The following is a 22,401-nucleotide window of genomic DNA, read 5'->3' as shown; positions in this document are numbered from 1 at the left end:
GCCGGTCGGGCACGGCCCGCCCCCTGAAGGGGGCTGCGGCTGCTACTTCGCCGGGAGCGCCACGCCGGTGGCCTTCGCCACGTCCTTGAGCATCTCCTCGGCGGCCTGGACACCGATGCCCGACATCCACGTCTCGTCCGGGACCTCGAAGACCTTGCCGTCCTTCACGGCCGGGAGGTCCTTCCACACCGGGTTGGACACGACCTGCTTCTTCTGGGTCTTGTCCTCGGCGTCGGCGGCCGTGACGAAGATCAGGTCGGCGTCGGCCTGGTCGATCTCCTCCGGGCTGACGTCCTTCATCGTGACCTCGGGGTCGTTCGAGATCTGCGACTTCGGGCGCTGGAGGCCGATGTCGTTCAGCACGACGCCGCTGTAGGAGTTGGTCTGGTACAGACGGGTCGGACCGGCGATGAAGCGGACCACGGACACGGTCGGCATCGTGCCGCCGTCCTTCTTCTTGATGGCCGCACCGAGCGCCGCGGCCTGCGTCTCGTACTCCTTGAGCTTGGTCGAGGCCTCCTTCTCCAGACCCAGCGCCTCGGCGTGGACCTTGAGGTTCTCCTTCCAGACACCGCCGGTGGTCTCGGTGAACACGGTCGGGGCGATGGCGCTGAGCTTGTCGTAGACCTTCTCGTGCCGGACCTTGGAGGACAGGATCAGGTCGGGCTTCAGCGAGGCGATCTTCTCCAGGTTCGGCTCCAGGAGCGGGCCGACGTCGACGGTGTCCTTCAACTCGCCGTCCAGGTACGTCGGGAAGCCTCCGGACGTCTTGAAGTGCGGGGCGACCGCGCCGACCGGGTCGATGCCGAGCAGGGTGACGTCGTCCAGCTCACCGGTGTCGAGCACGACGACCCGCTTGGGCTGGGACGGGATCTTCACGTCCCCCATGACGGTCTTGAGCGTGCGCGGGAAGGCGGAGCTGTCGCCCGCGGCCTTGGCCGTGTCGCTCTCGGTGGAGGAGGAGTCCTCACTGCCGCAGGCGGCCAGGACGGCCGTACCGAGCACGACGGCGAGCAGCACGGCGATCAGCCGGCCGATTCCGCGCAGGGGAGATCGGTTGAACATGAGGGGTCTTTCTGTGAGAGGGGACGGATCAGACGGTGGCGGCGGAAGTACGCCGCACCGCGCTGCTCTTGGGGACGACCAGCGGGGTGCCGGTCTCCGGGTCGGGGATCACCCGGCAGTCCACGTCGAACACGGACTTCACCAGCTCCGCGTCGAGCACGTCGGCCGGGGCGCCGGCGGCGGCGAGGCTGCCGTCCTTGAGGACCACCATGTGGTCCGCGTAGCGGGCGGCCTGTCCGAGGTCGTGCAGCACCATCACCACGGTGCGGCCCGCCTCGGCGTGCAGCGCGGCGACCAGGTCGAGTACGTCGAGCTGGTGCCGCAGGTCGAGGAAGGTGGTGGGCTCGTCGAGCAGCAGCAGCTCGGTGTCCTGCGCCAACGCCAGCGCGATCCACGCACGTTGCCGCTGACCACCCGAGAGCTGGTCGACGGGATGGTCGCGCAGGGCCGCGGTGCCGGTGCGCTCCAGCGCCTCGTCGACGGCCTTCTGGTCGGCGGCCGACCACGGGCTCAGCAGCCGCTGGTGCGGATACCGGCCCAGCCGCACCAGCGACTCCACGGTGATCGCCTCCGGCGTCACCGGCTGCTGCGGCAGCAGCCCCATCCGCAGCGCCAGCGCCCGCGCCGACATGCGGTGGATGTCGGCACCGTCCAGGGTCACGCTCCCGGCGGCCGGCGCGAGCAGCCGGCTCAGTCCGCGCAACAGGGTCGACTTCCCACAGGCGTTGGGCCCGACGATCGCGGTGACGGCCCCACCGGGAAGCGTCAGATCGAGCCCGCCGACCACGAGACGATCGCCGTAGCGCAGGTCGAGGCGCTGGGTGGAGAGCTGGTTGGCGGTCGCGGTCATGTGCGGCTCCTGAAGGCCGGTGGGATGTTCATGAGGTCGGGTGAGGGAATCGCCCCAAGGGGCGCGGGGCTGTATTGCACATGCGGCTTCCGCCGCGCGGGCGCGACCAGCCTCGACGGCGCCCCACCCGCCGAACGACACATCGCGGCACCCCAGAGGAGCGCATCGTCATGCGCCGCCCCTCTGAACAGGCGAGCTCTGCCGCAGCATCAACACCAACAGCCAGGGCGCGCCCAACGTGGCCGTGACCGCCCCGACCGGCAGCCCCTCGACCGGCAGCAGGTGCTGCACCACCAAGTCGGAGGCCAGCAACAGCACGGCCCCGGTGAGCCCGGCCAACGCCAGCGACGCGGCGGTCGGCGGCCCGGTGACGAACCGCACGATGTGCGGCACGGCGAGCGCCACGAACGTCACGGGACCAGCGAGCGCGGCAGCCAGTGAGGCCAGCACGACCGCAAGGAAGAGCAGCTGGAGCCGGGCGGCGGAAGTACGCAGCCCCAGCGCCCCCGCCGAGTCGTCCCCGAGGTCCAGCACGGCCAACTGACGGTTCATCACCAGCGCGGCGGCGAGCGCGAGCACCATCGCGCCGCCCGCTCCCCACACCTCGGTCCAGGTCCGCCCGTACACCGAACCGGATATCCACTGCAGCGAGGATCCGGCGAGCTCGGCCGGGAAGCGCACGATCATCAGGTTCACGGCGGCGGCGAGACCAGCCTGTACGGCGAGGCCGGTGAGCACCAGCCGGGTGACCGTGAGGCCGGAACCCCAGGCGAACACGCCTAGCAGCAGGGCCGCGAGCAGCCCGCCGCCGAGGGCCCCGACCGGGATCAGCGCCTGTGAGGCCCCGGCGGCGATCAGCGCGACCGCGCCGAGCGAGGCGCCGCCCGTGATGCCCATGACGTCCGGGGAGGCGAGCGGGTTGCGGAACAGCCGTTGCAGTACGCACCCCGCCGCGCCGAGCCCGGCACCGGCGAAGATCGCCGCCACCGTCCGCGGCGCCCGGAACTGCTGCACCACCAGCACGTCACCCGGGTCCCCGAGCCCGACCAGGGCGCGCAGCGCCGTGCTCGCGGGTATCGGCATCTCACCGATCGTCAGGGACACGGTGAGGAGCACGAACAGCAGGGTCAGACCGGTCGTGGCGAACAGCAGGACGCGGCGCCGGGCCCGGGCCCGGGACGTGGACCTCGTACGCGGGGAGACGACCGCGGCGCTCATCGGGCCACCCTCCGGGCCAGCAGCGCCAGCAGGGGCGCGCCGAGGAACGCGGTCACGATGCCGACCTCCAGTTCCGAGGGCCGGATCACCATCCGGCCGAGCACGTCCGCCGAGAGCAGCAGGAGGGGACCGGCGATCAGACAGCCGGGGACCAGCAGCCGGTGGTCGCCGCCGAGCAGCGGGCGTACGAGATGGGGGGCCGCCAGGCCGATGAAGGCGACCGGACCGGCCACCGCGACCGCCGATCCGGCGAGCAGGACGACCGCGACGCCGCCCGCCAGCCGGATCCGGGCGACCGGCACGCCGAGCGCCTGGGCCGAGTCGTCGCCCAGGGCAAGGGCGTTGAGGGCGGGGGAGACGGCCAGGGCTACGACCAGGCCGAGCAGCAGGGTCGGCAGGACCGGCCACAGGACGTCGAGGGTGCGCCCGGACAGGGACCCGGCCAGCCAGAAGCGGGCCTCGTCCAGGGTGCGCTGGTTCATCAGCATCACGGCCGACGTCCAGGACAGCAGCACGAGTTGGAGCACGGTGCCGCCGAGCGCCAGCCGTACCGGGTCGATGTCCCCGGCGCGGCGGGCCAGCGCCTGCGCGAACAGGGCGGCTCCGGCCGCGCCGGCGAACGCGAACCACACGTACTGGGCGGGGCTGTTGAGCCCCAGGGCGAAGATGGCGACGACGACCGCGAAACCGGCGCCCGCGTTGATGCCGAGCGTGGTCGGCGAGGCGAGGGGATTGCGGGTGATGCCCTGGGCGACGGCACCGGCGACCCCGAGCGCGGCGCCGACCGCGAGCCCGATGACGGTGCGCGGCAGACGCAGCCCGGTCACCACCAGGGCCTCGCGCCCGTGAACATTGCCGAGGAGTGCGTCCACCACCGTGCCCAGCGGTACGGAGCGGGCGCCGAGGGCGAGGCTCAGAGCGGTGCAGAGGGTCAGGGCGGCGAAGCCGGTGAGGAAGAGCGGTATGTGCCTGAAGGCACGGAAGGGCACACCGGTCGGTGCGCCCCGTTGGGTCGCAGTCACAAGCCGTGAGCTTAGGTTAGGCTTGCTTTAGGTTTCAACTGCTGTGGGAACACTGTGATGTGCGCGATAGTCGATCAACTGCACCGGGTTCACCTGGCATTTCCTCTTGATCGCGAGTGTAAGGTAAGCCTTACCTATAGAGCCTTTCGCTGCAACCCGCCCAGGAGCGCCGATGTCCGTGGCCCTCACGATCCCGCCGCCCGGCGCCGTCGCGCGCAGGCTCCGTCACGACTTCACCCGGCTGACCGACCTCTGCGACGTCCTGACCGTGCGGGTCGCCGCGCCCGGTGCCCAGGAGGCCGCAGCGGGCGTGTCGGCGGCGGAACTGGTCAAGGACGAGGCCGTGCTCGACGCGTTCGTGGCGGCGGAGGCGGCCCGGATTCACGATCGCTACGGGACCGCCCCGCGTCGCGACGTCGCCGCCTCCCGCGCCTTGCACGACTACGCCTGGTCCGTCGCGCTCCTCATGAGCGGCCCCTGGTACCTGGCGCGCCGCGTGCCCCGGATCCGGCCCGAGGACCTGCGCCTCGACCTCGCCACGGCCGAGTTCACCCTGACACCCGGCAGCGACCTCGCCTGTCTGGCCGACGACCCGGCGGCCACGCTCCCCGGCGTGCTGACGGTTCCTCACGAGGAGGCCCTGCGCGCCGAGTTGCGTGCCGCCGTCGCCGATCACATGGGGCCGCTCCTGGACGCCATCGGCCCCGTCACCCGACGCCGCTCACGCGCCCTGTGGGGCATGGTCGCCGACGACCTGGTCTCCGGCGTCTGGTACCTCGGCCGGACGCTGGGCCGCGAGGACGACGCCGTGGCCGCGGCCACCCGGCTGCTGCCCACCGCCGTGACCCCGTACCCCGGCGGCGCCGACTTCCGGCACCTGACGACCGACGACGGGCAGCGGCACCCCACCCGCACCCGCGCCGGCTGCTGCATGTACTACACGATCCGCCCGGCCGAGGCATGCTCCACCTGCCCCCGCACCTGCGACACGGAGCGGCTGCGCAGGCTCCAGGGCTGATAACCCCGGTATCCCGGACGACGGATCAGTCGGCCGTCGCCAGGAACTGAGTAGCCGCCAGCTCCGCGTACAACGGGTCGGACGCCACGAGTTCGCGATGCGTGCCCACCGCGCGCACCCGGCCCGCGTCCATCACCACGATCCGGTCGGCCATCGTCACCGTCGACAGGCGGTGCGCGACGACCAGGACCGTGGTCGTACGGGCGACGTCGGCGACCGTGTCGCGCAGCGCCGCCTCGTTCACCGCGTCCAGCTGCGACGTGGCCTCGTCGAGGAGCAGCAGCCGGGGGCGGCGCAGCAGGGCGCGGGCGATGGCGACACGCTGACGCTCGCCGCCGGACAGCTTGGTTCCGCGATGTCCGACCAGCGTCTCCAGACCGTCGGGCAGCCGCGCGACCAGGCCGTCGAGGCGGGTCGTCTTCAGCACGCGCGTAAGGGCGTCGTCGGCGGCGTCCGGGTTGCCGAGCAGCAGGTTGGCGCGCAGCGAACCCGACAGGACCGGGGCGTCCTGCTCCACATAGCCGATCGCGGACCGCAGTTGTGGCAGCTCCCAGTCCGCGAGGTCCCGCCCGTCGAGGGTGATGGTGCCGGCCTCGGGGTCGTAGAACCGCTCGATGAGGGAGAAGACGGTGGTCTTGCCCGCGCCGGACGGGCCGACGAACGCGGTCATGCCCTGTGCGGGCACGGCGAACGTCACCCTGTGGTGGACGTACGGCAGATCATCGGCGTACCGGAAACGGACGTCCTCGAAGGCCAGCGCGGCCGGCTCCGCCCCGGCGGCGGGCAACGGCGCGGGCGCGGCGGCCGGTTCGGCGGGCAGCCGCAGCGCCTCCTGGATCCGGGCGAGCGCCGCCGAACCCGTCTGGTACTGCGTGATCGCGCCGACCACCTGCTGGATCGGCGACATCAGATAGAAGACGTACAGCAGGAACGCGACCAGGGTGCCGACGTCGATCGCCCCGGTCGCCACCCGCGCCCCGCCCACCGCGAGCACCGTGATGAACGCGATCTGCATGGCGAGTCCGGCCGTGTTGCCGGCCGCCGCCGACCACTTGGCGGCCCGCACGCTCTGCCGCCACGACTCCTCGGCGGCCTCGTGCAGCGTCCGTTCCTCCCGGTGCTCGGCGCCCGACGCCTTCACCGTGCGCAGCGCGCCGAGGATCCGCTCCAGCGAGGCGCCCATCACCCCGACCGCGTCCTGCGCCTGCCGGCTGGCCCGGTTGATGCGCGGAACGATCACGCCGAGGATCGTGCCGGCGGCCAGGATCACGCCGAGCGTGACGAGCAGCAGCACCGGGTCCACCAGGCCCATCATGGCCACCGTCGCCACGAGGGTCAGCCCTCCGGTGCCCAGGCCCACGAGCGAGTCGGTGGTGACCTCACGCAGCAGCGTGGTGTCCGAGGTGATGCGGGCCATCAGATCGCCGGGCTCGCTGCGGTCCACGGCGGGGATGCGCAGTCGCAGCAGATACGACGACAGGGCGCGCCGCGCGCCGAGCACCACCGACTCGGCGGTGCGCCGCAGCACGTACGAACCCAGCGCGCCGAGCGCCGCGTTCGTCACGACCAGCCCGGACATGATCAGCAGCGCCCCGGTGATGGCCCGGTCGTGGGACAGGTCGTCGATCAACTCCCGGGCCACCAGCGGCAGCAGCAGCCCGGTCGCGCCCGTGACCAGCGAGAGCACGGCGCCCGTCAGCAGGGTCCACCGGTGCGGGCGGACGTAGCCCAGGAGCAGCCGCCAGGCGGGCGGGGCGGGTTCGGTCGCTGCGATGCTCACGGGACTCCTCCGAGGTGGGACGGAGCCTTCAGGCTACGTCGGCCTCCTCCCGCGGAGCCTGCCAGTTCCGCGCCACGGCGAGCGTCAGGGGCCGTTCGGCCCCCTCGGGCAGACAGTCGTCCAGCATGCGGGTCAGGACGTCACCCGGGCCGAGCTCCACACAGACCGTCACACCGTCGCGCCGCAGCCGGCCGACGGCGTCCGCGAAACGGACCGGCGCGCACACCGCCCGCGCCCAGAAGCCCGGCGAGGTCGCCTCGGCCCCGACCGGCTCGGCGGTGGTGTCGGAGAGCAGCGGCAGCCGCGGGACCCGTAGGTCGAGCGGCTCCAGGGCGCGGTGGTAGTCGTCCAGCAGGGCGTCGAAGTGAGGGGAGTGGGGTGCCACGTCCAGGCGGAGCACATGGGTACGGCGACCGCGGGCCGTCCACTCCTCGCAGATCCGCCGTACGGCCGCCCGGTCTCCCGACACGACCACCGACCTCGGGCCGTTGACCGCCGCGATCACCGCGCCCGGCCCCGGGCTCAGCTCCCCGGGCGACGCCTCCACGGCCGCCATGCCCCCCGTCTTCGGCAGCGCGTCCGCCAGCCGGGCCAGCGCGCCGACCGCACGGCAGGCGTCCGGCAGCGAGAACACCCCCGTCGCGTGCGCGGCGGCCATGTGCCCGGCCGAGTACCCGAAGAGCACGTCCGGGCGCACCCCCTGGCTCTCCAGCAGCCGGTACTGCGCGATCTGCACCGCGAATATCGCCGGATACCCGAAGGCGACCCGGTCGAGCAGGGCGGCGGCGGGCGTCCCGGCCTCGGCGAACATCAGGTCCCGCAGCGGCACGTCGACATACGGGTCGAGCAGCCCGCACACCTCGTCCAGCGCGTCGGCGAACACCGGGGAGCAGCCGTACAGTTCGCGCCCCATGCCCGGCTGCTGCGACCCGGCCGCCGAGAACAGGAACGCCACCCGCCCCCGAGGCACCGGCACGGCGGCCACCGCCGGCGCGGGTGCCCTGCGCGGCCGTGTCAGCCGTGCCACTACCTCCTCGGCCGAGCCGCACACCACGATCCGCTCCAGATCCCCGGCGTGCAGAAAGCCCTCGTCCCGCGCGTGCTCCAGGAAGGACAGCAACGGACCGTAGAAACCGGACGGGTCCAGCAGCAGACACGGCTTGCGGTGCAGATGCAGCTGCGCCCAGGTCAGCACCTCCAGCAACTCCTCCGCCGTACCCAGCCCGCCCGGCAGCGCCACGAACGCGTCGCCCTCCGCGGCCATCCGCGCCTTGCGCTCATGCATGTCGGCGACCACGACGAGGTCGGTGAGTCCCGTGTGGGCGATCTCGTAGGGCAGCATGCCGCGCGGCACCACTCCGGTGACCGCGCCGCCGGCGGTCAGCACCCCGTCCGCGACGGCCCCCATGAGCCCGGTGCGCGCACCGCCGTAGACCAGTCGGAGGCCCGCCCCGGCCAGTGCGCGGCCGAGTTCCGCGGCGGTACGCAGATGGTCGGGGCGGCGCCCGGGGGAGGCACCGCAGAAGACGGTCACGGCCCGCACGGAGGTCAGGTCCACAAGCCGTACCCCCTGGTCAGGACGTGATGCGGGTCGTACTGGTCCTTGACGCCGACCAGTTCGGGCCAGCCGGGGCCGAAGTGGTCGCGCCAGTCGCCCGGTGTCATGGGCAGCGCGCCGACCGGGTGGAGGACGCCGCCGACCGTCCTGGCCCGCTCGTACAGGGCCCGGTTGGCGGCGACCATACGGCGGACGACGTCGGGGGCGGCCGGTGGCGCCGTGCGCATCAGGGCGAGCAGGCAGAGGAGTTCGCCCTCGGGCCGGCGCAGCAGCGGGGCGCGCAGTGTGCGGGCCGACAGCGGACGGAGCTGGACCGTGCCGCAGCAGCGCAGTCCCCGCTGGGCGTCCTCGGCGAGCAGGGCCGGGACGAAGGAGGCCGCGGCCTCCTCCGGCAGCAGCAGGGTCAGCCAGGGGTGCGGGCGGTCCCACTCGCCGGTGGCGCGCAGCAGCCGCTCGTCGCGGTCCAGACGGTGCACGTACTCGGCGTACGACAGGTCCGCGGTCTCCTCGGTGTCCCGGTCGTGGTCCAGGTCGCCGATCAGCAGCTCGTCGTCGGCCGGCGGTCCGCCGTCGTGCGGCACGACCGCCTCGATCATGTAGTGCCAGCCCCCGCCGAGCGCGGGCCGCGCCTGGCCCGAGACGTGGCTGAAGCGGCTGTCGCGGGCCAGGCGCCGCTGATCGGTGAAGTACGTGCCCGGGGCGTCGTGGTAGAGGCGGTAGCGGCGGACGTGGGTCGGCGCGGGCACCAGGGCGAGGGTGGCGCGGACGATCAGGGCGCACTGGCCGAGGCCCGCCAGGACCGCGTGGAAGAGGTCCGGACGCCGGTCGGCGGCGCAGACCAGCCGTTCACCGGTGCCGGTGACGACCTCCAACTCCCGCACCCAGTCGGCGACCAGGCCGTACCGATGACTGGAGCCGCCCAGGCCACCCGTGCTCAGCAGCCCGCCGACGCTGCCGCCGAGGTGATCGGGCAGCACCGGCGGAGTGAGCCCTTCGGCCAGCGCGGCCCGCACCACAGCACGCCACGACGCACCGGCCCCGGCGCTCAGCGTCCGCTCGCCCGGAGCACAGCGCACGTCGTCGAGGGCCGACATGTCGACGACGTAGCCGCCGTGCGCCTGTCCCTGCCCGTACAGGGCCTGTCCGGCGCCTCGCGCGGAGACCGGCAGGCCGTGCGGACCGGCGAAGGAGACGAGTTCCCTGACGTCGGCGGCCGAGCGGGCGGTGACCACGCCGAGCGGGGAGGAAGCGATGATATGGCCGAAATCGGTGGAGGCTTCCATCACCTCCGATGTGCCCGTCATGCCGCACGCTCCAGCTGGCCGAAGTCGAATGCGGAGACCGTCGTGCCGTTCGCGAAAATCTCGGTGAACACGCGATGCTGGAGAATGCCGTGCTCGGCATGCCGTACGGCGATGAGCGCGGCCATCCGGCGCAGGATGTGTTCGGGGATTTCCCCGTCGTCGACGGTCTCCGCGTCAATTGAGTATTTGGCGCAGCATTCGAGCACGGCCTCGAACCCGTTGACCGAGGCGGCAAGCCGTCGCTTCCCCGGATCGCGCCAGAGTGCGGCCAGCTCCTGGAGCAGCCCCGGACCGCAGACGCCCGGTGTGAGCATCGACCGGGCCCGGTGAGTCAGGGCGGCGAGGTACGTGTCGTACTCGGGCAGTGTCAGGAGACGGACCGTCAGCCGCCAGTCGAGCCGCGCCGGACGGGCGCACAGCACGCGCAGCAGCGAGATCGAGCCACCCTCGATGATGACCAACCGGTGCTGAACGGCGAGCAGTTGGACGAGTTCGACGAGTGCGTCGGCGGCCTGGTTCGCGGACAGGTCCCCCTCGGTGAACGTCCGGTCCCCGAGCCAGTGGCGGCGCACACCCGGCACGTCCGCACCGGCGCGGGCGCTGGTGGTGGCGAGGTCGGTGAAGCACTGCAGGCGGTCGGCGACGACGATCGGGGCGCCGGTGGCGCGCGCCAGGTCGGTGGCGGCCGCGCTCTTCCCGACTCCGGTCGGCCCCGCGATCAGATGGACCAACGGACGAACCGAGGGCGGCGTTTCGTTCTCGACCATGGCGGGATGTTCCCCCTCCGCTTTCGGCAACGGGAAAGACCACTGCCAAGTTACGCAGCACGGCGAGCGGGAACACCCCGGGAAATACCCGGACCGGGCAAAGAGACGGCTACGTTCCTTTGTGGTTGTTAAAGATTCACTCACAGTGTGCTGGAAGGGTTAACTCCGGGGAATTCAGGGCCATGTGAGTGAGCGTCACATTTTGTTCTTGACGAATTCTTGACGTCTCGCGTAACCGTCCCGAGGAGGATTTGCCATGCACCCCGACATGCTCCGGGCCGTCACCGAGTCCCTGCCCGCCGCCCGCCCCGACGGCCCCGACGGCCCCGACGGCCCCGCCGGGCACGGCACCGGCACCGTCCTCGTCGGCTACGGCGCCGTGGAGGAACTGACTCGCTTCGCCACCGACCCGCGCTGGACCGTCCATGTCCCCGGTCATCCGGACGAGGTGCGGCGCGCGATCCGGTCCGCCGTGGGGCGCGGCGAGCGGGCCTTCGTGCATCTGTCCGGCGACTCCAACGCCGAACCGCACGGCCTGTCCGAGGGCTTCGAACTCGTCCGGGAGGGCCTCGGCGGCGTCGTCCTCGCCGTCGGCGCCACTCTCGACCCGGTGCTGCGCGCCACGGCCGGCCTCGACCTGGCCGTGCTCTACGCCGCCACCGTCCGGCCCTTCGACCAGGTCGGCCTGCGCACCGCCGTTCTGGCCGCCGCCCACGCCGACGTCGTGCTCGTCGAACCCGGGCTGCCCGGCCTGTCGGCCCGGCACGTCGCCGAGACCCTGGTCCACGTACCGCACCGGCTGCTGCCGCTGGGCGGCGCGGACGGCCTGGACGAGGACGTCGTCGCCCGGGCCGTCCGGGACTTCCTCAGGTGACCGGTGCCTGACCGCGCCGCGCCAGGGCGGCCAGGGCCGCTTCGAGGTCGGCGGGGCGCGGGCGGTTGTGCGGCAGCTTCGCCAGCAGGGCGGCCATGCCACAGGTGTTGCTGAGCGCGGAGAAGACGAGGCCGCCCGCGACACCGGCGGACAGCAACTGCCAGGCCGGGTGCAGCAGTCCGAGTCCGAGACCGACCAGGACGATCGAGCCCGCGGTGAAACGGACCTGGCGTTCCATGGACCAGGTGGCGCGCGGGCTCGACGCCGGCCGGTGCAGCGCGTGCCCGCGCTGGGCCCAGCCCTGGGTGCCGCCCGTGAGGGTCATGGCCTGGATCCGGTGCTCGGCGAGGACACGGCAGGCGTCCGCCGAGCGGGCCCCGGAGGCGCACACCACCAGAAGCTGCCCGCCGGGGAGGCTGCGGAGCGCGGGCAGCGCGCTGTCGAGACGGTCCAGCGGGATGTTCAGCGCGCCCGGCAGATGACCGGCCGTGTACTCGCCCGGCGTGCGGACGTCGACGACGGTCAGATCGGTCGAGTCGGTCGAGTCGGTCGAGTCGGTCGAGTCGGCCGAGTCGCTCGACTCGCTCAGGCGGGCGTGGGCCTCGTCGACGTCGAGCGCCGGGGAGCTGTGGGGCGGTGCCATGGGGAATGAGATCCTTTCCGGAGTGGAGGTAAAATACCCGCAGGGGTATGTAGCGGGGCAGGCAGGGGAGTGATCGTGGAGTTGCAGTTCGAGGGCGACGACCTCAAGTCGGTGCTGAACCGGTTGCGTCGGGCGCAGGGGCAGATCTCCGGAGTGATCAAGATGATCGAGGAGGGCCGCGACTGCGAGGAGGTCGTCACTCAGCTCGCCGCAGCCTCCCGCGCCCTGGACCGGGCCGGCTTCGCGATCATCGCGACCGGATTGCAGCAGTGCCTCACCGACGTCGAGCAGGGCCGGCGCGACGGCGAGACGGCGGCGCAGATGAAGGCACGGCTGGAGAAGCTGTTCCTGTCGCTGGCATAGGGGGCGGCCCGGCCGTCCCGTGGCGCCCGGCACTCATCCGACGGCGTCGGCCAGCATGAACACGGCCACCGCCAGCAGGACGTAGGCGAAGACCCGCTGAAGCGTGCCGCCGGAGATCTTCCCGGCGAGCCGCTTGCCGTCCCACGCGCCGAGCACCGCGGCCGCGGCGAACGGCCCGACGGCCGCCCAGTCGACACTCGCGGCCGAACCGGCCCGGGCCGCGAGCGCCACCAGCGAGTTCACGGTGATCACCAGCAGACTGGTGCCGACGGCGGCCCGCATCCGCAGCCCCACCACGCTCACCAGAGCCGGTACGGCCAGGAATCCGCCGCCCACGCCCAAAACACCGGTCACGGCACCGAGCCCGGCGCCCGCCCGGACGACCCGGCCCGGACGCGCCGGCACCTCCTCGCGCCGTACGGCGGCCGAAGGGCGGAGCATACGCAGCGCGGCGGCAGCGGCGGTCACCGCGAAGGCCCCCGTGAGCACCCCCGCGGGCAGCAGCCCGGACACCGCACCGCCGACCGCCGCCGGCAGCAGACCCGCCGCCGCGAACAGCGCCCCGGCACGCCAGCGCACCGTGCCCGCACGGGCGTGCGCGCCGAGCGCGGTGACCGAGGTGACGGCGACGACGACCAGACTCGCGGTGGCCGCCGCCGCGGGCGTGAAACCGAGCAGGTACATCAGCGCCGGTACGGCCAGCACACTGCCGCCGCCGCCCAGCGCGCCGAGCGAGAGCCCCGTGACACCACCGGCGAACAGGCCCAGGACGAGCGCGCTCACGTGGGGTCACTGGGGGCGGTACAGGACTCCGTCACCACCGGAAGCCCCGCCTGGACCCAGGCCCGCATGCCGCCGATGACGTCCACCACGTCCGTGCCGCGCGCCGTGAGCAGCGCCGCGGCCTCGCGGGAGCGCTTGCCGGAGCGGCAGATCGCCACGACGGGGCGGCCCTGCGCGGTCCGCGGCAGCGTCTCACCGGCCGTCAGTGCCGAGAGCGGCGCGAGGACGGCGCCAGGGGCGTGCCCCGTGGCCCATTCGGCGGGCTCGCGGACGTCCACGAGGACGGCGTCGGCGTCCGCCCGCGCCCGGGCCTCGGCCGGGGTGACGCGGGCCATCGGGAGACCGGCGTCGAGCGCCGCCGCGAACCCGTCGTCGACGGTGACGACATCACGTCCCACCGCGTCGAGCAGCGAGGCGGCGATGGCCGCCCGCATCCCGCCGGCGCAGTGCACCCACACGGTGCCCTCCGGTATCTCCGCCAGCCGGTCGCGCAGTTGGTGCACCGGTATGTGCACCGACCCCCGGATGTGCCCGCCGGCGCGCTCGGAGTCCCGCCGCACGTCCAGGATCACCACGCCGTCCCGCGCGGCCAGTTCGGCGAAGGTGGCGCGCGGGAAGGAGCGGGGCCGGTCGCCCGGGCGGGTCCAGTCGGCGGGGGAGCCGGTCGCCGCGGCGGCCGGCCGGTCGATCCCGACGCGGACGAGTTCCCGCTGGGCGTCGGCCAGTTGGGCCTGGGTCTCGGCGAGCAGCGTGACCGGTTTGCCCCAGGGCAGCAGCCAGGCCAGATAGGCGGCGAGCTGTCCCTCCGCCTCGAAGTTGAACGACCCGGCGACATGCCCCTCGGCGAACGCGACCCGGTGGCGCAGATCCACCACCCACTCCCCGGAGGCCAGCCGCGCGGCGATCTCCTCGGCGTCGGCCGGCCGGGGCGGCGTCAGGTCCACGGGAGCCGGACCCTCGGCGTTCGCCGGGCCCATGTGGGCGTAGTACGCGGGGATGTCGTCGAGGCCGGCGAGCAGGTCGGCGACGAACGCGTCGATGTCCTTCACCAGGGCCTCGTTGGCGGCGCGCTCACGCCCGATCGTCGTCGTGTCCCCGCCCGCGGCCTGCGTGGCGGAGCAGAAGCTGCCGAAGCCGTGCGTCGGCAGGACCGCCGTCTCGTCCGGCAGCTCGGCGGCCATCCGGTGCGCCGAGTCGTACTGCGCCCGCGCCAGGTGATCCGTCAGCCGGGGTTCGACCAGGTCGGGCCGTCCCACCGTGCCGATCAGCAGCGAACCGCCGGTGAACACGGCCACGGCGTGTCCCGCCTCCTCCAGGACGTACGCCGTGTGGTGCGGGGTGTGCCCGGGAGTGGCCAGGGCGCGCAGCACCAGGCCGTCGTCGATCTCCGTACGGTCCCCGTCGGCGACCGGCACCCGCTGGTAGCCGACCCGCGCCGCGGCCGGCACCAGATAGGCGGCCCCGGTGAGCCGGGCGAGCTCCAGGCCGCCGGTCACGTAGTCGTTGTGCACGTGGGTCTCGACGACCTGGGTGATCCGCACGCCGCGCAGTGCGGCGGCCGTGATCACCCGGTCGATGTCCCGGGGTGGATCGACCACCACGGCGCTGTGCGCACCGCCCGCCAGATACCCGCGATTGCCCAGCCCCGGCACCTCGATGGTGTCGACGAAGTACACGGCAGCACTCCTCTCCTGGTGAAGCCTGTGAGCCCCCGGGAGGAAATTACCCCCGGGGGTATATGAACCACAGTAGCAGGGTACCCCGGGGGGTATTTCTGAAAGGTGGCCGGAAGCAGATGTGAAGGTCGTCGCTCCGTGCCTTTACCGATCAGTCACGTCTAGGGTCGGAAGTGGACGGAGAGCCGCCGAGGAAAGGGTTCAGCACCATGGCGCAGGAAGTACGGGGCGTGATCGCACCGGGCAAGGACGAGGCCGTGCGCGTGGAGACGATCGTCGTGCCGGACCCGGGGCCGGGCGAGGCCGTCGTACAGATCCAGGCCTGCGGGGTCTGTCACACCGACCTGCACTACAAGCAGGGCGGCATCAGCGACGACTTCCCCTTCCTGCTGGGGCACGAGGCGGCCGGCGTGGTGGAGTCGGTCGGCGCCGGCGTCACGGACGTCGCGCCCGGTGACTTCGTGATCCTCAACTGGCGTGCGGTGTGCGGGACATGCCGGGCCTGTCTGCGCGGGCGGCCCTGGTACTGCTTCGACACCCACAACGCCAAGCAGAGGATGACCCTGGCCTCGACCGGCCAGGAACTCTCACCCGCGCTCGGCATCGGCGCCTTCGCGGAGAAGACGCTGGTCGCGGCCGGACAGTGCACCAAGGTCGACGCGGCGGTCGCCCCGCAGGTGGCCGGCCTGCTGGGCTGTGGCGTGATGGCCGGAATCGGCGCCGCCATCAACACCGGCAACGTCGGCCGGGGCGACACGGTCGCGGTGATCGGCTGCGGTGGCGTCGGCGACGCGGCCATCGCCGGATCGAACCTGGCGGGCGCGGCGCGGATCATCGCCGTGGACATCGACGACCGGAAGCTGGCCAAGGCCCGCACCATGGGCGCCACCCACACGGTCAACTCGCGCGAGACCGACCCCGTCGAGGCGATCCGCGAGCTGACCGGCGGGTTCGGCGCGGACGTCGTGATCGAGGCGGTGGGCCGCCCGGAGACGTACCAGCAGGCCTTCTACGCCCGCGACCTGGCCGGCACGGTCGTCCTGGTGGGCGTCCCCACCCCGGAGATGAAGCTGGAGCTGCCCCTGCTGGACGTGTTCGGCCGGGGAGGGGCTCTCAAGTCGTCCTGGTACGGCGACTGTCTGCCCTCCCGGGACTTCCCGATGCTGATCGACCTGCATCTGCAGGGCCGCCTGGACCTGGAGGCGTTCGTGACCGAGACCATCCAGCTCGACGAGGTGGAGAAGGCGTTCGAGCGCATGCACCACGGCGACGTCCTGCGCTCGGTGGTGATGCTCTGATGGCCACCCGCATCGAACGGCTCGTCACCTCCGGACAGTTCACCCTCGACGGCGGCACCTGGGACGTCGACAACAACGTGTGGCTCGTCGGCGACGACCACGAGGTCGTCGTCATCGACGCCGCCCATGACGCCGACGCCATCGCCGAGGCCGTCGGCGACCGGCGCCTCACCGCGATCGTGTGCACCCACGCCCACAACGACCACATCGACGCCGCGCCCGCCCTGGCCGACCGCACCGGCGCCACGATCTGGCTCCACCCCGACGACCTGCCGCTGTGGAAGCAGACCCATCCGGACCGCGACCCCGACGCCCACCTCGTGGACGGCCAGATCATCGAGGCCGCGGGCGCCGACCTGACCGTCCTGCACACCCCGGGGCATGCCCCGGGCGCGGTGTGCCTGCACGACCCCGGCCTGGGCGTCGTCTTCACCGGCGACACCCTCTTCCAGGGCGGCCCCGGCGCCACCGGCCGCTCCTACTCCCACTTCCCGACGATCATCGACTCCATCCGCAACCGCCTCCTCGCCCTCCCGCCCGACACCAAGGTCCTCACCGGCCACGGCGACCCCACCACCATCGGCGCCGAGGCACCCCACCTCCAGGAGTGGATCGACCGGGGCCACTGAGGCCGCGCCCGGCCGGGTGACCCTGCCTCGAAAGGCGGCACCCGACCGGAAAAGACGACAGAAGATGTCCGGCTTCCCCGGCACCCTCGATGACGACACCGCACACGAGGCACGGGAGGCCGGACATGTCACAGCCGCTCAAGGACAGGGTCGCACTGGTCGCCGGGGCGACCCGGGGGGCCGGACGCGGCATCGCCGTGGAGCTCGGGGCGGCCGGGGCCACGGTCTACGTGACGGGACGCAGCACGCGTGCCCGGCGCTCGGAGTACGACCGGCCCGAGACGATCGAGGACACCGCCGACCTCGTCACCGAGGCAGGCGGCCACGGCATCGCCGTACCCACCGACCATCTCGACCCGGCCCAGGTCCGCACCCTCGTCGACCGCATCGCGGACGAACAGGGCCGCCTAGACGTCCTCGTCAACGACGTCTGGGGCGGCGAGAAGCTCTTCGCCTGGGACAGCCCCGTCTGGGAGCACGACCTCGACAAGGGCCTACGGCTGCTCCGGCTGGCCGTCGAGACCCACGCCATCACCAGCCACCACGCCCTGCCCCTGCTTCTGCGCCGGCCGGGCGGACTGGTCGTCGAGATGACCGACGGCACGGCGGACTACAACCGCGCCAACTACCGGAACTCCTTCTTCTACGACCTCGCCAAGGCATCCGTTCTGCGCATGGCCTTCTCCCTCGGCCACGAACTCGGACCGCGCGGCGCCACCGCCGTCGCCCTGACCCCCGGCTGGCTGCGCTCGGAGATGATGCTCGACGCGTTCGAGGTACGCGAGGACAACTGGCGCGACGCCCTCGAACGCGTCCCGCACTTCGCCATCTCCGAGACCCCGCGCTACGTGGGCCGCGCCGTCGCCGCCCTGGCCGCCGACCCCGACGTGGCCCGCTGGAACGGTGAGTCGCTCTCCAGCGGGCAGCTCGCGCCGGTCTATGGCTTCACGGACCTCGACGGCAGCCGCCCCGACGCCTGGCGCTATCTCGTCGAGGTGCAGGACGCGGGGAAGCCGGCGGACACGAGCGGCTATCGCTGAGGCGGTACCGGGCCGGCAGGGCGGATCGGCCAGCGCGCGGAGTGCCCGGGCGGCAGGCCGAGGTCCTCCCGCACGGCCGCGTAGTAGGCGTCGCGTCCGGCGCGTTGCTCTTCCAGCAGCGCACGCCAGGCCGCCGTGTCCTGCTCGGACTCGCGGACGAACCGCTCCATCTCCATGGCGGTCACGACCCAGGCCCGGCCCTTCTCCACCACAGCGCGGCTGCCCAGCATGATCAGCGCCTCACCCGAGGGGTCCCTCGTGACGTTCGCCTCGGCGAGCAGCGGTCTGGCCTCGTCGGGGGTGAGGGGATCCGGGTGCGTCCCGTGGCCGAGCTCTGCGGCAACCCGGTACGTCAGCGTGATCGTCTGCTTCACCGACCGCGCGTAGTCGGCGTACACCGCCAGCCGCCGCTCCTCCCAGCGCGCCGCCTGCTCCCGCCGGAACCTCATCTGATCGCCCCGCACCACCACCAGATAGGAACCGAGCGCGCCGATCACGACGCCGACGAGCGCGGGGAGTTGTTGCATGAACACGGACATGGACGCACGCTATCTGCCCGGATGATCGTCCCGGTACTACGGTTCCGTCCATGACGGACACGACGCGCTTCGCAGGGTACGGAGTCCTGGTCACCGGCGCGGCCCGCGGCATCGGCGCCGCCACCGCACGCCGCCTCGCGGAGGAAGGGGCACGCGTCCTGGTGACCGACCGGGACGGCCCCGAGGCCGAGCGGACGGCCACCGAGCTGCGCCGGCACGGGCTCGCGGCGCAGGCGCTGGCCTGCGACGTCGCCGACCGCGAGTCCGTCGAGGCCGCCGTCGCCCGCGCCGTGGACACCTTCGGCTCCCTCGACGTCCTGGTCAACAGCGCCGCCTCCTGTACACCCGACACCCCGCTCTTCGAGGACGGCTCCGACGACGCCTGGGCCCGCGACCTCGACGTCACGCTGACCGGGACGTACCGCTGCTGCCGTGCCGCCCTGCCGCACCTCGCCGCCACCGGCCACGGAGCCATCGTGAACATCGGCTCCGTCAACGCCCTGCAGGACTTCGGCAACCACGCCTACAGCGCAGCCAAGGCCGGCCTCGGCTCCCTCACCCGTACGCTCGCCGGGCACGCCGCAGCCCGTGGAGTCCGGGTGAACCTGGTCACGCCGGGCACGGTGCGTACCTCGGCCTGGGAGGGAAGGGACGCGGAACTCGACGCGGTCCGGCCGCTGTATCCGCTGGGCAGGGTCGGCGAGCCCGAGGACATCGCGGCGGCGGTCGCCTTCCTGGCGTCGCGGGACGCGGCCTGGATCACCGGCACCACCCTCACCGTCGACGGCGGCCTCACCGCGGTCCACACCGGCTTCCGGGCCGTGGTCCGGCGGTCGGGCGACGCCTGAGCAGAGGCCTGAAGCGAGGCCGGAGCGACTGGCGAAATTTCACCGTTCGGTCACAGCCCGGCCACGGCCACAACCGATCGCCCCGCACACCGGTCTACCTGGCAGAAGTCCACAGGACCACGCAAGGGAGAGGCCCGGCCATGGGGGACATACGCAGACGGCGCGCCGTCGCACTCGGCATCACCGCAGGACTCGTCGCACCGCTCGGACTGACGCTCGCCGCCGCACCGGCGCAGGCGGCCCCGAGCTGCACGTCCCAGACCGGGCCGTATCAGAAGAAGGTCGAGAAGTTCCTCGGCCGGCCGGTCGACGGCAAGCAGTCCACGGCCGACTGCAAGGCCATCCAGGCCTTCCAGACCAAGCACGGCATCACTCCGAACGCCGGCTACGCGGGCCCGGTGACCTGGGGCGTGATGGACCTGATGCTGAAGCAGAAGGCCGTCGGCAACAACCCCAACAAGGACGGCAAGTGCCCCGTCAACAAGGGCCGCATCGCCTGTGTGAACCTCACGCTCCAGCTGAGCTGGATCCAGGACGGCAGGAAGCTGGTCTACGGCCCGGTCCCGGTCCGCACCGGCCGCAACGGCTACGAGACGCGCACCGGTCTGAAGAAGATCTACTGGCGCAACATCGACCACGTGTCGAGCATCTACCACGTGCCGATGCCGTACTCCCAGTTCTTCGACGGCGGCCAGGCCTTCCACTCGGTCGGCGTCAGCATGTGGAACCCGCCGGGCTCGCACGGCTGCGTCAACATGACCAAGATTAACGCCAAGAAGTACTGGTCCCTGCTGAAGAACGGCGACGACGTCTTCGTGTACGGCCGCAAGCCGGGCACCTGAGCAGCCCCAGGCACCCGGCTCGCGCAGGAACGTCACGCCTCGGGGGCGTCCCCGAAGTCCGGGATCTCCAGCCTGACCCCGCCCTGCCGCGCCGACTCGTGCGCGACGATGCCCGGCAGGGTGTAGCGGGCCGCCACCCACGCGTTCACCGACGGCAGGGTGCGGGAATTGACCGCGGTCACGAAGTCGTCCACCAGGAAATGATGGCTGCCCTCGTGACCGTTGTGCAGGCTGTCGAACTCCCGGGGCAGCCGGGAGCGGTCGTGCACGGGCGCCGAACCCGAGGTGAAGGCCGCCCGCAGCTCCGGCGCGATGTGCTGGAGCGACGGGTCGTCGGGGGACATGGTGGGCTTGGGCTCCAGCAGCTCGCTGATGTCCTTGACGCCCTTCTTGTCCTGCCACAGGGCCACGGTGGCGAGCTGCTCCATGCTCGCCTCGGTGCCGAAGAACCGGAACCGGGACTCCCGTATGTGCGAGGGGTAGCCGACCCGCCGGAACTCGTTCGTACGGAACGAGCCGCCGCCCGCGACCTCGAACAGCGCGGTCGCGTTGGAGACGTCGTTGCCGAACTGGCTGACGGACTTGTCGAAGACGCCGTCGCCGCGGTCGTCCACGACCCCGATCGCCGACACGCTCACCGCGTGCGTCCGCCAGGCCCCCAGCACCCCGCCCACCGCGTGCGTCGGGTACAGCAGCGGGGGATAGGACGCGGTCGCCTTCCAGTTCTCGCCGCCGCTGTACTGGTACGCCTCGTAGAACCCCAGGTCCATGTCGTGGACGTAGTCGCCCTCGGCGTAGAAGAGCCGCCCGAAGGCGCCCTCCGCGATCTGGTTGCGGGCGTGCACGGTCGCCGGGTTGTACTCGCTGGTCTCGCCCATCATGTAGGTCAGACCGGTCGCCTTGACGGCGTCGATGATCGCCGCGATCTCCTGAGTGGTGATCGCCATGGGCACCGCGGAGTAGACGTGCTTGCCGGCGTTCAGGCCCTGGAGCACCAGCGGCCCGTGGGTCCAGCGCTGCGTGAAGATCGCGACCGCGTCGACGGCCTTCGACTCCAGCATCGCCTCGTACGAGGGGAACGTGCCGGCCAGTCCCTGTGCGTCGGCACCATCAGCCCGGCGAGGAACAGACCGAACACCTTGTCCCGGCCGCGCCAGCGCAGCCGGGAGAAGGCGTACGCGGCCATGGCGGAGAAGAAGATCTGGCAGCCGGTGATCAGGGTCGAGACGATCACCGAGTTGAGCAGATAGCGCCAGAAGTCGAGCCCGCCGCCCGCACCGCCCTGCGCGGCCGCGTCCTCGGCCGACTGCAGGCCCAGGGCCCGCTGGAAGCCGGTGCCGGTGACATCGACGGGCAGCGGATCGGTGGGGTCGGCGCTCAGCCCGGCGTTGGTGGAGAGCGCGGTGCGCAGGATCCAGTAGAACGGCAGCAGGGTGATGAGGACGATCAGACCCATCACGGTCCAGGCGGCGGCCCGTCCCGGGGAGAACCTGCGCCTGACCGGCCGTACGGCGGTCCTGTTCGTGGTCGTTGTCACGGCAGCCATCTCGGTGTCTCCCTTCCGTCAGCCGAGGTCGGTCTGGCCGGCCCGGGTGAGCCGGTACTGCAGGACGGTGATCGCGCTGAGCACGACCAGCAGGGCGACGGACATCGCCGAGGCGTAGCCGAACTGGAAGCGGCCGAAGGCGGAGCCGTAGATGTAGTACTGGAGGACGTTCGTCGCGTTCGCCGGACCGCCCGCGGTCGTCACCGCGACCGTGTCGAACACCTGGAACGAACCGATCACCGTCATGATCAGAACGACCGCCAGGACCGGACGCAGCAGCGGCATCGTGATCCGCCAGAACATGCGCCACTCGCTCGCGCCGTCCACCTTCGCCGCCTCGTACATGTCGTTCGGGATCGCCTGCAGACCGGCGAAGAGCAGGAGCGCGGTGTAGCCGACGTGCCGCCAGACGTTGATCAGGGCGATGGTGGGGACCGCCCAGGTCTCGTCGGCGAGGAACGGTATGCGGTCCACACCGACGGCGCTGATGATCTCGTTCCCGATGCCCAGCTGGGTGTCGAGGATCCACAGCCAGACCAGGCCGGCGACGACGTTGGACATCAGGTTGGAGACCAAGATGTCCGACTTTCACGACTGGGCACGTGGGGCGGCCGTCCTGGCGATCCAGGTGCTGGTGCTCGGGGCGACGGACGCCTGAACTCCACGATCTCCGTTGACAGACGGAAGTGATCAGCAACACGGTCCTTTATGCCCGTATTGTGCGACCTTGCTCACAGC

19 protein-coding genes and 5 pseudogenes are annotated in these 22,401 nt (G+C 72.1%); 8 read left to right on the top strand and 16 right to left on the bottom strand.

Features of this window, described 5'->3' with window-relative positions; translation table 11 throughout:
- Window positions 1-42: 42 nt before the first annotated feature.
- From AQJ67_RS20860 to AQJ67_RS20845, 4 genes are all read right to left on the bottom strand, one after another.
- Complete coding sequence (locus AQJ67_RS20860; RefSeq protein ID WP_062720485.1) at window positions 43-1,065, bottom strand: ABC transporter substrate-binding protein; 1,023 nt, start codon at window positions 1,063-1,065, stop codon at window positions 43-45.
- A gap of 28 nt (window positions 1,066-1,093) precedes the next feature.
- A complete protein-coding gene (locus AQJ67_RS20855; RefSeq protein WP_062720484.1) occupies window positions 1,094-1,915 on the bottom strand; it encodes an ABC transporter ATP-binding protein in 822 nt (273 codons plus the stop codon).
- 168 nt (window positions 1,916-2,083) lie between these two features.
- Window positions 2,084-3,133: a FecCD family ABC transporter permease gene (locus tag AQJ67_RS20850; RefSeq protein WP_062720483.1), complete on the bottom strand. Its 1,050-nt coding sequence runs from the start codon at window positions 3,131-3,133 to the stop codon at window positions 2,084-2,086.
- Entirely contained in the window at window positions 3,130-4,122 is a 993-nt protein-coding gene (locus AQJ67_RS20845; RefSeq protein WP_062720597.1) for a FecCD family ABC transporter permease, read from the bottom strand. Before AQJ67_RS20845 ends, AQJ67_RS20850 begins: the two co-directional genes overlap by 4 nt.
- Window positions 4,123-4,327: 205 nt before the next feature.
- Between AQJ67_RS20845 and AQJ67_RS20840 the strand changes: the two genes are divergently transcribed.
- Window positions 4,328-5,173: a (2Fe-2S)-binding protein gene (locus tag AQJ67_RS20840; protein ID WP_062720482.1), complete on the top strand. Its 846-nt coding sequence runs from the start codon at window positions 4,328-4,330 to the stop codon at window positions 5,171-5,173.
- Window positions 5,174-5,198: 25 nt separating this feature from the next.
- On the opposite strand, the gene AQJ67_RS20835 is transcribed toward AQJ67_RS20840, so the two are convergent.
- Genes AQJ67_RS20835 through AQJ67_RS20820 form a run of 4 tightly spaced genes read right to left on the bottom strand, consistent with a single transcriptional unit; the run spans window position 5,199 to window position 10,582 of the window.
- The gene (locus AQJ67_RS20835) at window positions 5,199-6,953 is read right to left on the bottom strand and encodes an ABC transporter ATP-binding protein (RefSeq protein WP_062720481.1); all 1,755 of its coding nucleotides are present in this window, start codon (window positions 6,951-6,953) and stop codon (window positions 5,199-5,201) included.
- Between the two features lie 28 nt (window positions 6,954-6,981).
- On the bottom strand, window positions 6,982-8,511 hold the full coding sequence (locus AQJ67_RS20830) for a TIGR00730 family Rossman fold protein (RefSeq protein WP_244190534.1): 1,530 nt from the start codon (window positions 8,509-8,511) through the stop codon (window positions 6,982-6,984).
- A complete protein-coding gene (locus AQJ67_RS20825) occupies window positions 8,502-9,815 on the bottom strand; it encodes an FAD-binding protein (protein ID WP_062720480.1) in 1,314 nt (437 codons plus the stop codon). Before AQJ67_RS20825 ends, AQJ67_RS20830 begins: the two co-directional genes overlap by 10 nt.
- Window positions 9,812-10,582, bottom strand: a complete 771-nt coding sequence (locus AQJ67_RS20820; protein ID WP_062720479.1) for an isopentenyl transferase family protein — start codon at window positions 10,580-10,582, stop codon at window positions 9,812-9,814. The genes AQJ67_RS20825 and AQJ67_RS20820 overlap by 4 nt, the downstream gene beginning before the upstream one ends.
- 256 nt (window positions 10,583-10,838) lie before the next feature.
- Between AQJ67_RS20820 and AQJ67_RS20815 the strand changes: the two genes are divergently transcribed.
- Entirely contained in the window at window positions 10,839-11,456 is a 618-nt protein-coding gene (locus AQJ67_RS20815; RefSeq protein WP_062720478.1) for a hypothetical protein, read from the top strand.
- On the opposite strand, the gene AQJ67_RS20810 is transcribed toward AQJ67_RS20815, so the two are convergent.
- Complete coding sequence (locus tag AQJ67_RS20810; protein ID WP_079056065.1) at window positions 11,449-12,099, bottom strand: rhodanese-like domain-containing protein; 651 nt, start codon at window positions 12,097-12,099, stop codon at window positions 11,449-11,451. The genes AQJ67_RS20815 and AQJ67_RS20810 overlap by 8 nt on opposite strands.
- A gap of 75 nt (window positions 12,100-12,174) precedes the next feature.
- On the opposite strand from AQJ67_RS20810, the gene AQJ67_RS20805 reads away from it, so the two are divergent.
- Window positions 12,175-12,462, top strand: a complete 288-nt coding sequence (locus tag AQJ67_RS20805; RefSeq protein WP_062720594.1) for a metal-sensitive transcriptional regulator — start codon at window positions 12,175-12,177, stop codon at window positions 12,460-12,462.
- Between the two features lie 33 nt (window positions 12,463-12,495).
- On the opposite strand, the gene AQJ67_RS20800 is transcribed toward AQJ67_RS20805, so the two are convergent.
- The 3 genes and pseudogenes from AQJ67_RS20800 to AQJ67_RS20795 form a co-directional block, all read right to left on the bottom strand.
- The gene (locus tag AQJ67_RS20800) at window positions 12,496-13,245 is read right to left on the bottom strand and encodes a sulfite exporter TauE/SafE family protein (RefSeq protein WP_062720477.1); all 750 of its coding nucleotides are present in this window, start codon (window positions 13,243-13,245) and stop codon (window positions 12,496-12,498) included.
- Window positions 13,242-13,556: pseudogene (locus AQJ67_RS50450) on the bottom strand (rhodanese-like domain-containing protein); the annotation flags it as partial. The gene AQJ67_RS20800 and the pseudogene AQJ67_RS50450, both read right to left, overlap by 4 nt.
- 27 nt (window positions 13,557-13,583) lie before the next feature.
- Window positions 13,584-14,921, bottom strand: a pseudogene (locus AQJ67_RS20795) (rhodanese-like domain-containing protein); the annotation flags it as partial.
- A 209-nt stretch (window positions 14,922-15,130) separates the two neighbouring features.
- Between AQJ67_RS20795 and AQJ67_RS20790 the strand changes: the two are divergent.
- The 3 genes from AQJ67_RS20790 (at window position 15,131) to AQJ67_RS20780 (ending at window position 17,888) form a co-directional block, all read left to right on the top strand.
- Window positions 15,131-16,219, top strand: a complete 1,089-nt coding sequence (locus AQJ67_RS20790) for an S-(hydroxymethyl)mycothiol dehydrogenase (RefSeq protein WP_062720475.1) — start codon at window positions 15,131-15,133, stop codon at window positions 16,217-16,219.
- The gene (locus AQJ67_RS20785) at window positions 16,219-16,848 is read left to right on the top strand and encodes an MBL fold metallo-hydrolase (protein ID WP_062720474.1); all 630 of its coding nucleotides are present in this window, start codon (window positions 16,219-16,221) and stop codon (window positions 16,846-16,848) included. The genes AQJ67_RS20790 and AQJ67_RS20785 overlap by 1 nt, the downstream gene beginning before the upstream one ends.
- Before the next feature lie 125 nt (window positions 16,849-16,973).
- The gene (locus tag AQJ67_RS20780) at window positions 16,974-17,888 is read left to right on the top strand and encodes an SDR family oxidoreductase (RefSeq protein WP_062720473.1); all 915 of its coding nucleotides are present in this window, start codon (window positions 16,974-16,976) and stop codon (window positions 17,886-17,888) included.
- On the opposite strand, the gene AQJ67_RS20775 is transcribed toward AQJ67_RS20780, so the two are convergent.
- A complete protein-coding gene (locus AQJ67_RS20775; protein ID WP_062720472.1) occupies window positions 17,879-18,427 on the bottom strand; it encodes a hypothetical protein in 549 nt (182 codons plus the stop codon). The genes AQJ67_RS20780 and AQJ67_RS20775 overlap by 10 nt on opposite strands.
- A 50-nt stretch (window positions 18,428-18,477) precedes the next feature.
- On the opposite strand from AQJ67_RS20775, the gene AQJ67_RS20770 reads away from it, so the two are divergent.
- Together AQJ67_RS20770 and AQJ67_RS20765 are read left to right on the top strand one after the other, a co-directional pair.
- The gene (locus AQJ67_RS20770; RefSeq protein ID WP_062720471.1) at window positions 18,478-19,275 is read left to right on the top strand and encodes an SDR family NAD(P)-dependent oxidoreductase; all 798 of its coding nucleotides are present in this window, start codon (window positions 18,478-18,480) and stop codon (window positions 19,273-19,275) included.
- Window positions 19,276-19,415: 140 nt separating this feature from the next.
- Complete coding sequence (locus tag AQJ67_RS20765; RefSeq protein ID WP_062720470.1) at window positions 19,416-20,117, top strand: L,D-transpeptidase family protein; 702 nt, start codon at window positions 19,416-19,418, stop codon at window positions 20,115-20,117.
- Window positions 20,118-20,149: 32 nt separating this feature from the next.
- Here AQJ67_RS20765 and AQJ67_RS20760 read toward each other — a convergent pair.
- From AQJ67_RS20760 to AQJ67_RS20750, 3 pseudogenes are all read right to left on the bottom strand, one after another.
- Window positions 20,150-21,244: pseudogene (locus tag AQJ67_RS20760) on the bottom strand (Gfo/Idh/MocA family protein); the annotation flags it as partial.
- Window positions 21,217-21,663, bottom strand: a pseudogene (locus AQJ67_RS20755) (ABC transporter permease family protein); the annotation flags it as partial. The pseudogenes AQJ67_RS20755 and AQJ67_RS20760, both read right to left, overlap by 28 nt.
- An 18-nt stretch (window positions 21,664-21,681) precedes the next feature.
- A pseudogene (locus tag AQJ67_RS20750) lies at window positions 21,682-22,242 on the bottom strand (carbohydrate ABC transporter permease); the annotation flags it as partial.
- Window positions 22,243-22,401 lie beyond the last annotated feature (159 nt).

The organism is Streptomyces caeruleatus (assembly GCF_001514235.1).
Lineage (GTDB): Bacteria > Actinomycetota > Actinomycetes > Streptomycetales > Streptomycetaceae > Streptomyces > Streptomyces caeruleatus.
This window is presented reverse-complemented; position numbering and strand designations above follow the sequence as displayed.

Excerpts from the sequence above, each read along its gene's own strand:
- AQJ67_RS20860 (WP_062720485.1), bottom strand. The coding sequence starts at position 1,065 with ATGTTCAACCGATCTCCCCTGCGCGGAATCGGCCGGCTGATCGCCGTG.
- AQJ67_RS20855 (WP_062720484.1), bottom strand. The coding sequence starts at position 1,915 with ATGACCGCGACCGCCAACCAGCTCTCCACCCAGCGCCTCGACCTGCGC.
- AQJ67_RS20850 (WP_062720483.1), bottom strand. The coding sequence starts at position 3,133 with ATGAGCGCCGCGGTCGTCTCCCCGCGTACGAGGTCCACGTCCCGGGCC.
- AQJ67_RS20840 (WP_062720482.1), top strand. The coding sequence starts at position 4,328 with ATGTCCGTGGCCCTCACGATCCCGCCGCCCGGCGCCGTCGCGCGCAGG.
- AQJ67_RS20825 (WP_062720480.1), bottom strand. The coding sequence starts at position 9,815 with ATGACGGGCACATCGGAGGTGATGGAAGCCTCCACCGATTTCGGCCAT.
- AQJ67_RS20820 (WP_062720479.1), bottom strand. The coding sequence starts at position 10,582 with ATGGTCGAGAACGAAACGCCGCCCTCGGTTCGTCCGTTGGTCCATCTG.
- AQJ67_RS20815 (WP_062720478.1), top strand. The coding sequence starts at position 10,839 with ATGCACCCCGACATGCTCCGGGCCGTCACCGAGTCCCTGCCCGCCGCC.
- AQJ67_RS20810 (WP_079056065.1), bottom strand. The coding sequence starts at position 12,099 with ATGGCACCGCCCCACAGCTCCCCGGCGCTCGACGTCGACGAGGCCCAC.
- AQJ67_RS20790 (WP_062720475.1), top strand. The coding sequence starts at position 15,131 with ATGGCGCAGGAAGTACGGGGCGTGATCGCACCGGGCAAGGACGAGGCC.
- AQJ67_RS20785 (WP_062720474.1), top strand. The coding sequence starts at position 16,219 with ATGGCCACCCGCATCGAACGGCTCGTCACCTCCGGACAGTTCACCCTC.
- AQJ67_RS20780 (WP_062720473.1), top strand. The coding sequence starts at position 16,974 with ATGTCACAGCCGCTCAAGGACAGGGTCGCACTGGTCGCCGGGGCGACC.
- AQJ67_RS20775 (WP_062720472.1), bottom strand. The coding sequence starts at position 18,427 with ATGTCCGTGTTCATGCAACAACTCCCCGCGCTCGTCGGCGTCGTGATC.
- AQJ67_RS20770 (WP_062720471.1), top strand. The coding sequence starts at position 18,478 with ATGACGGACACGACGCGCTTCGCAGGGTACGGAGTCCTGGTCACCGGC.
- AQJ67_RS20765 (WP_062720470.1), top strand. The coding sequence starts at position 19,416 with ATGGGGGACATACGCAGACGGCGCGCCGTCGCACTCGGCATCACCGCA.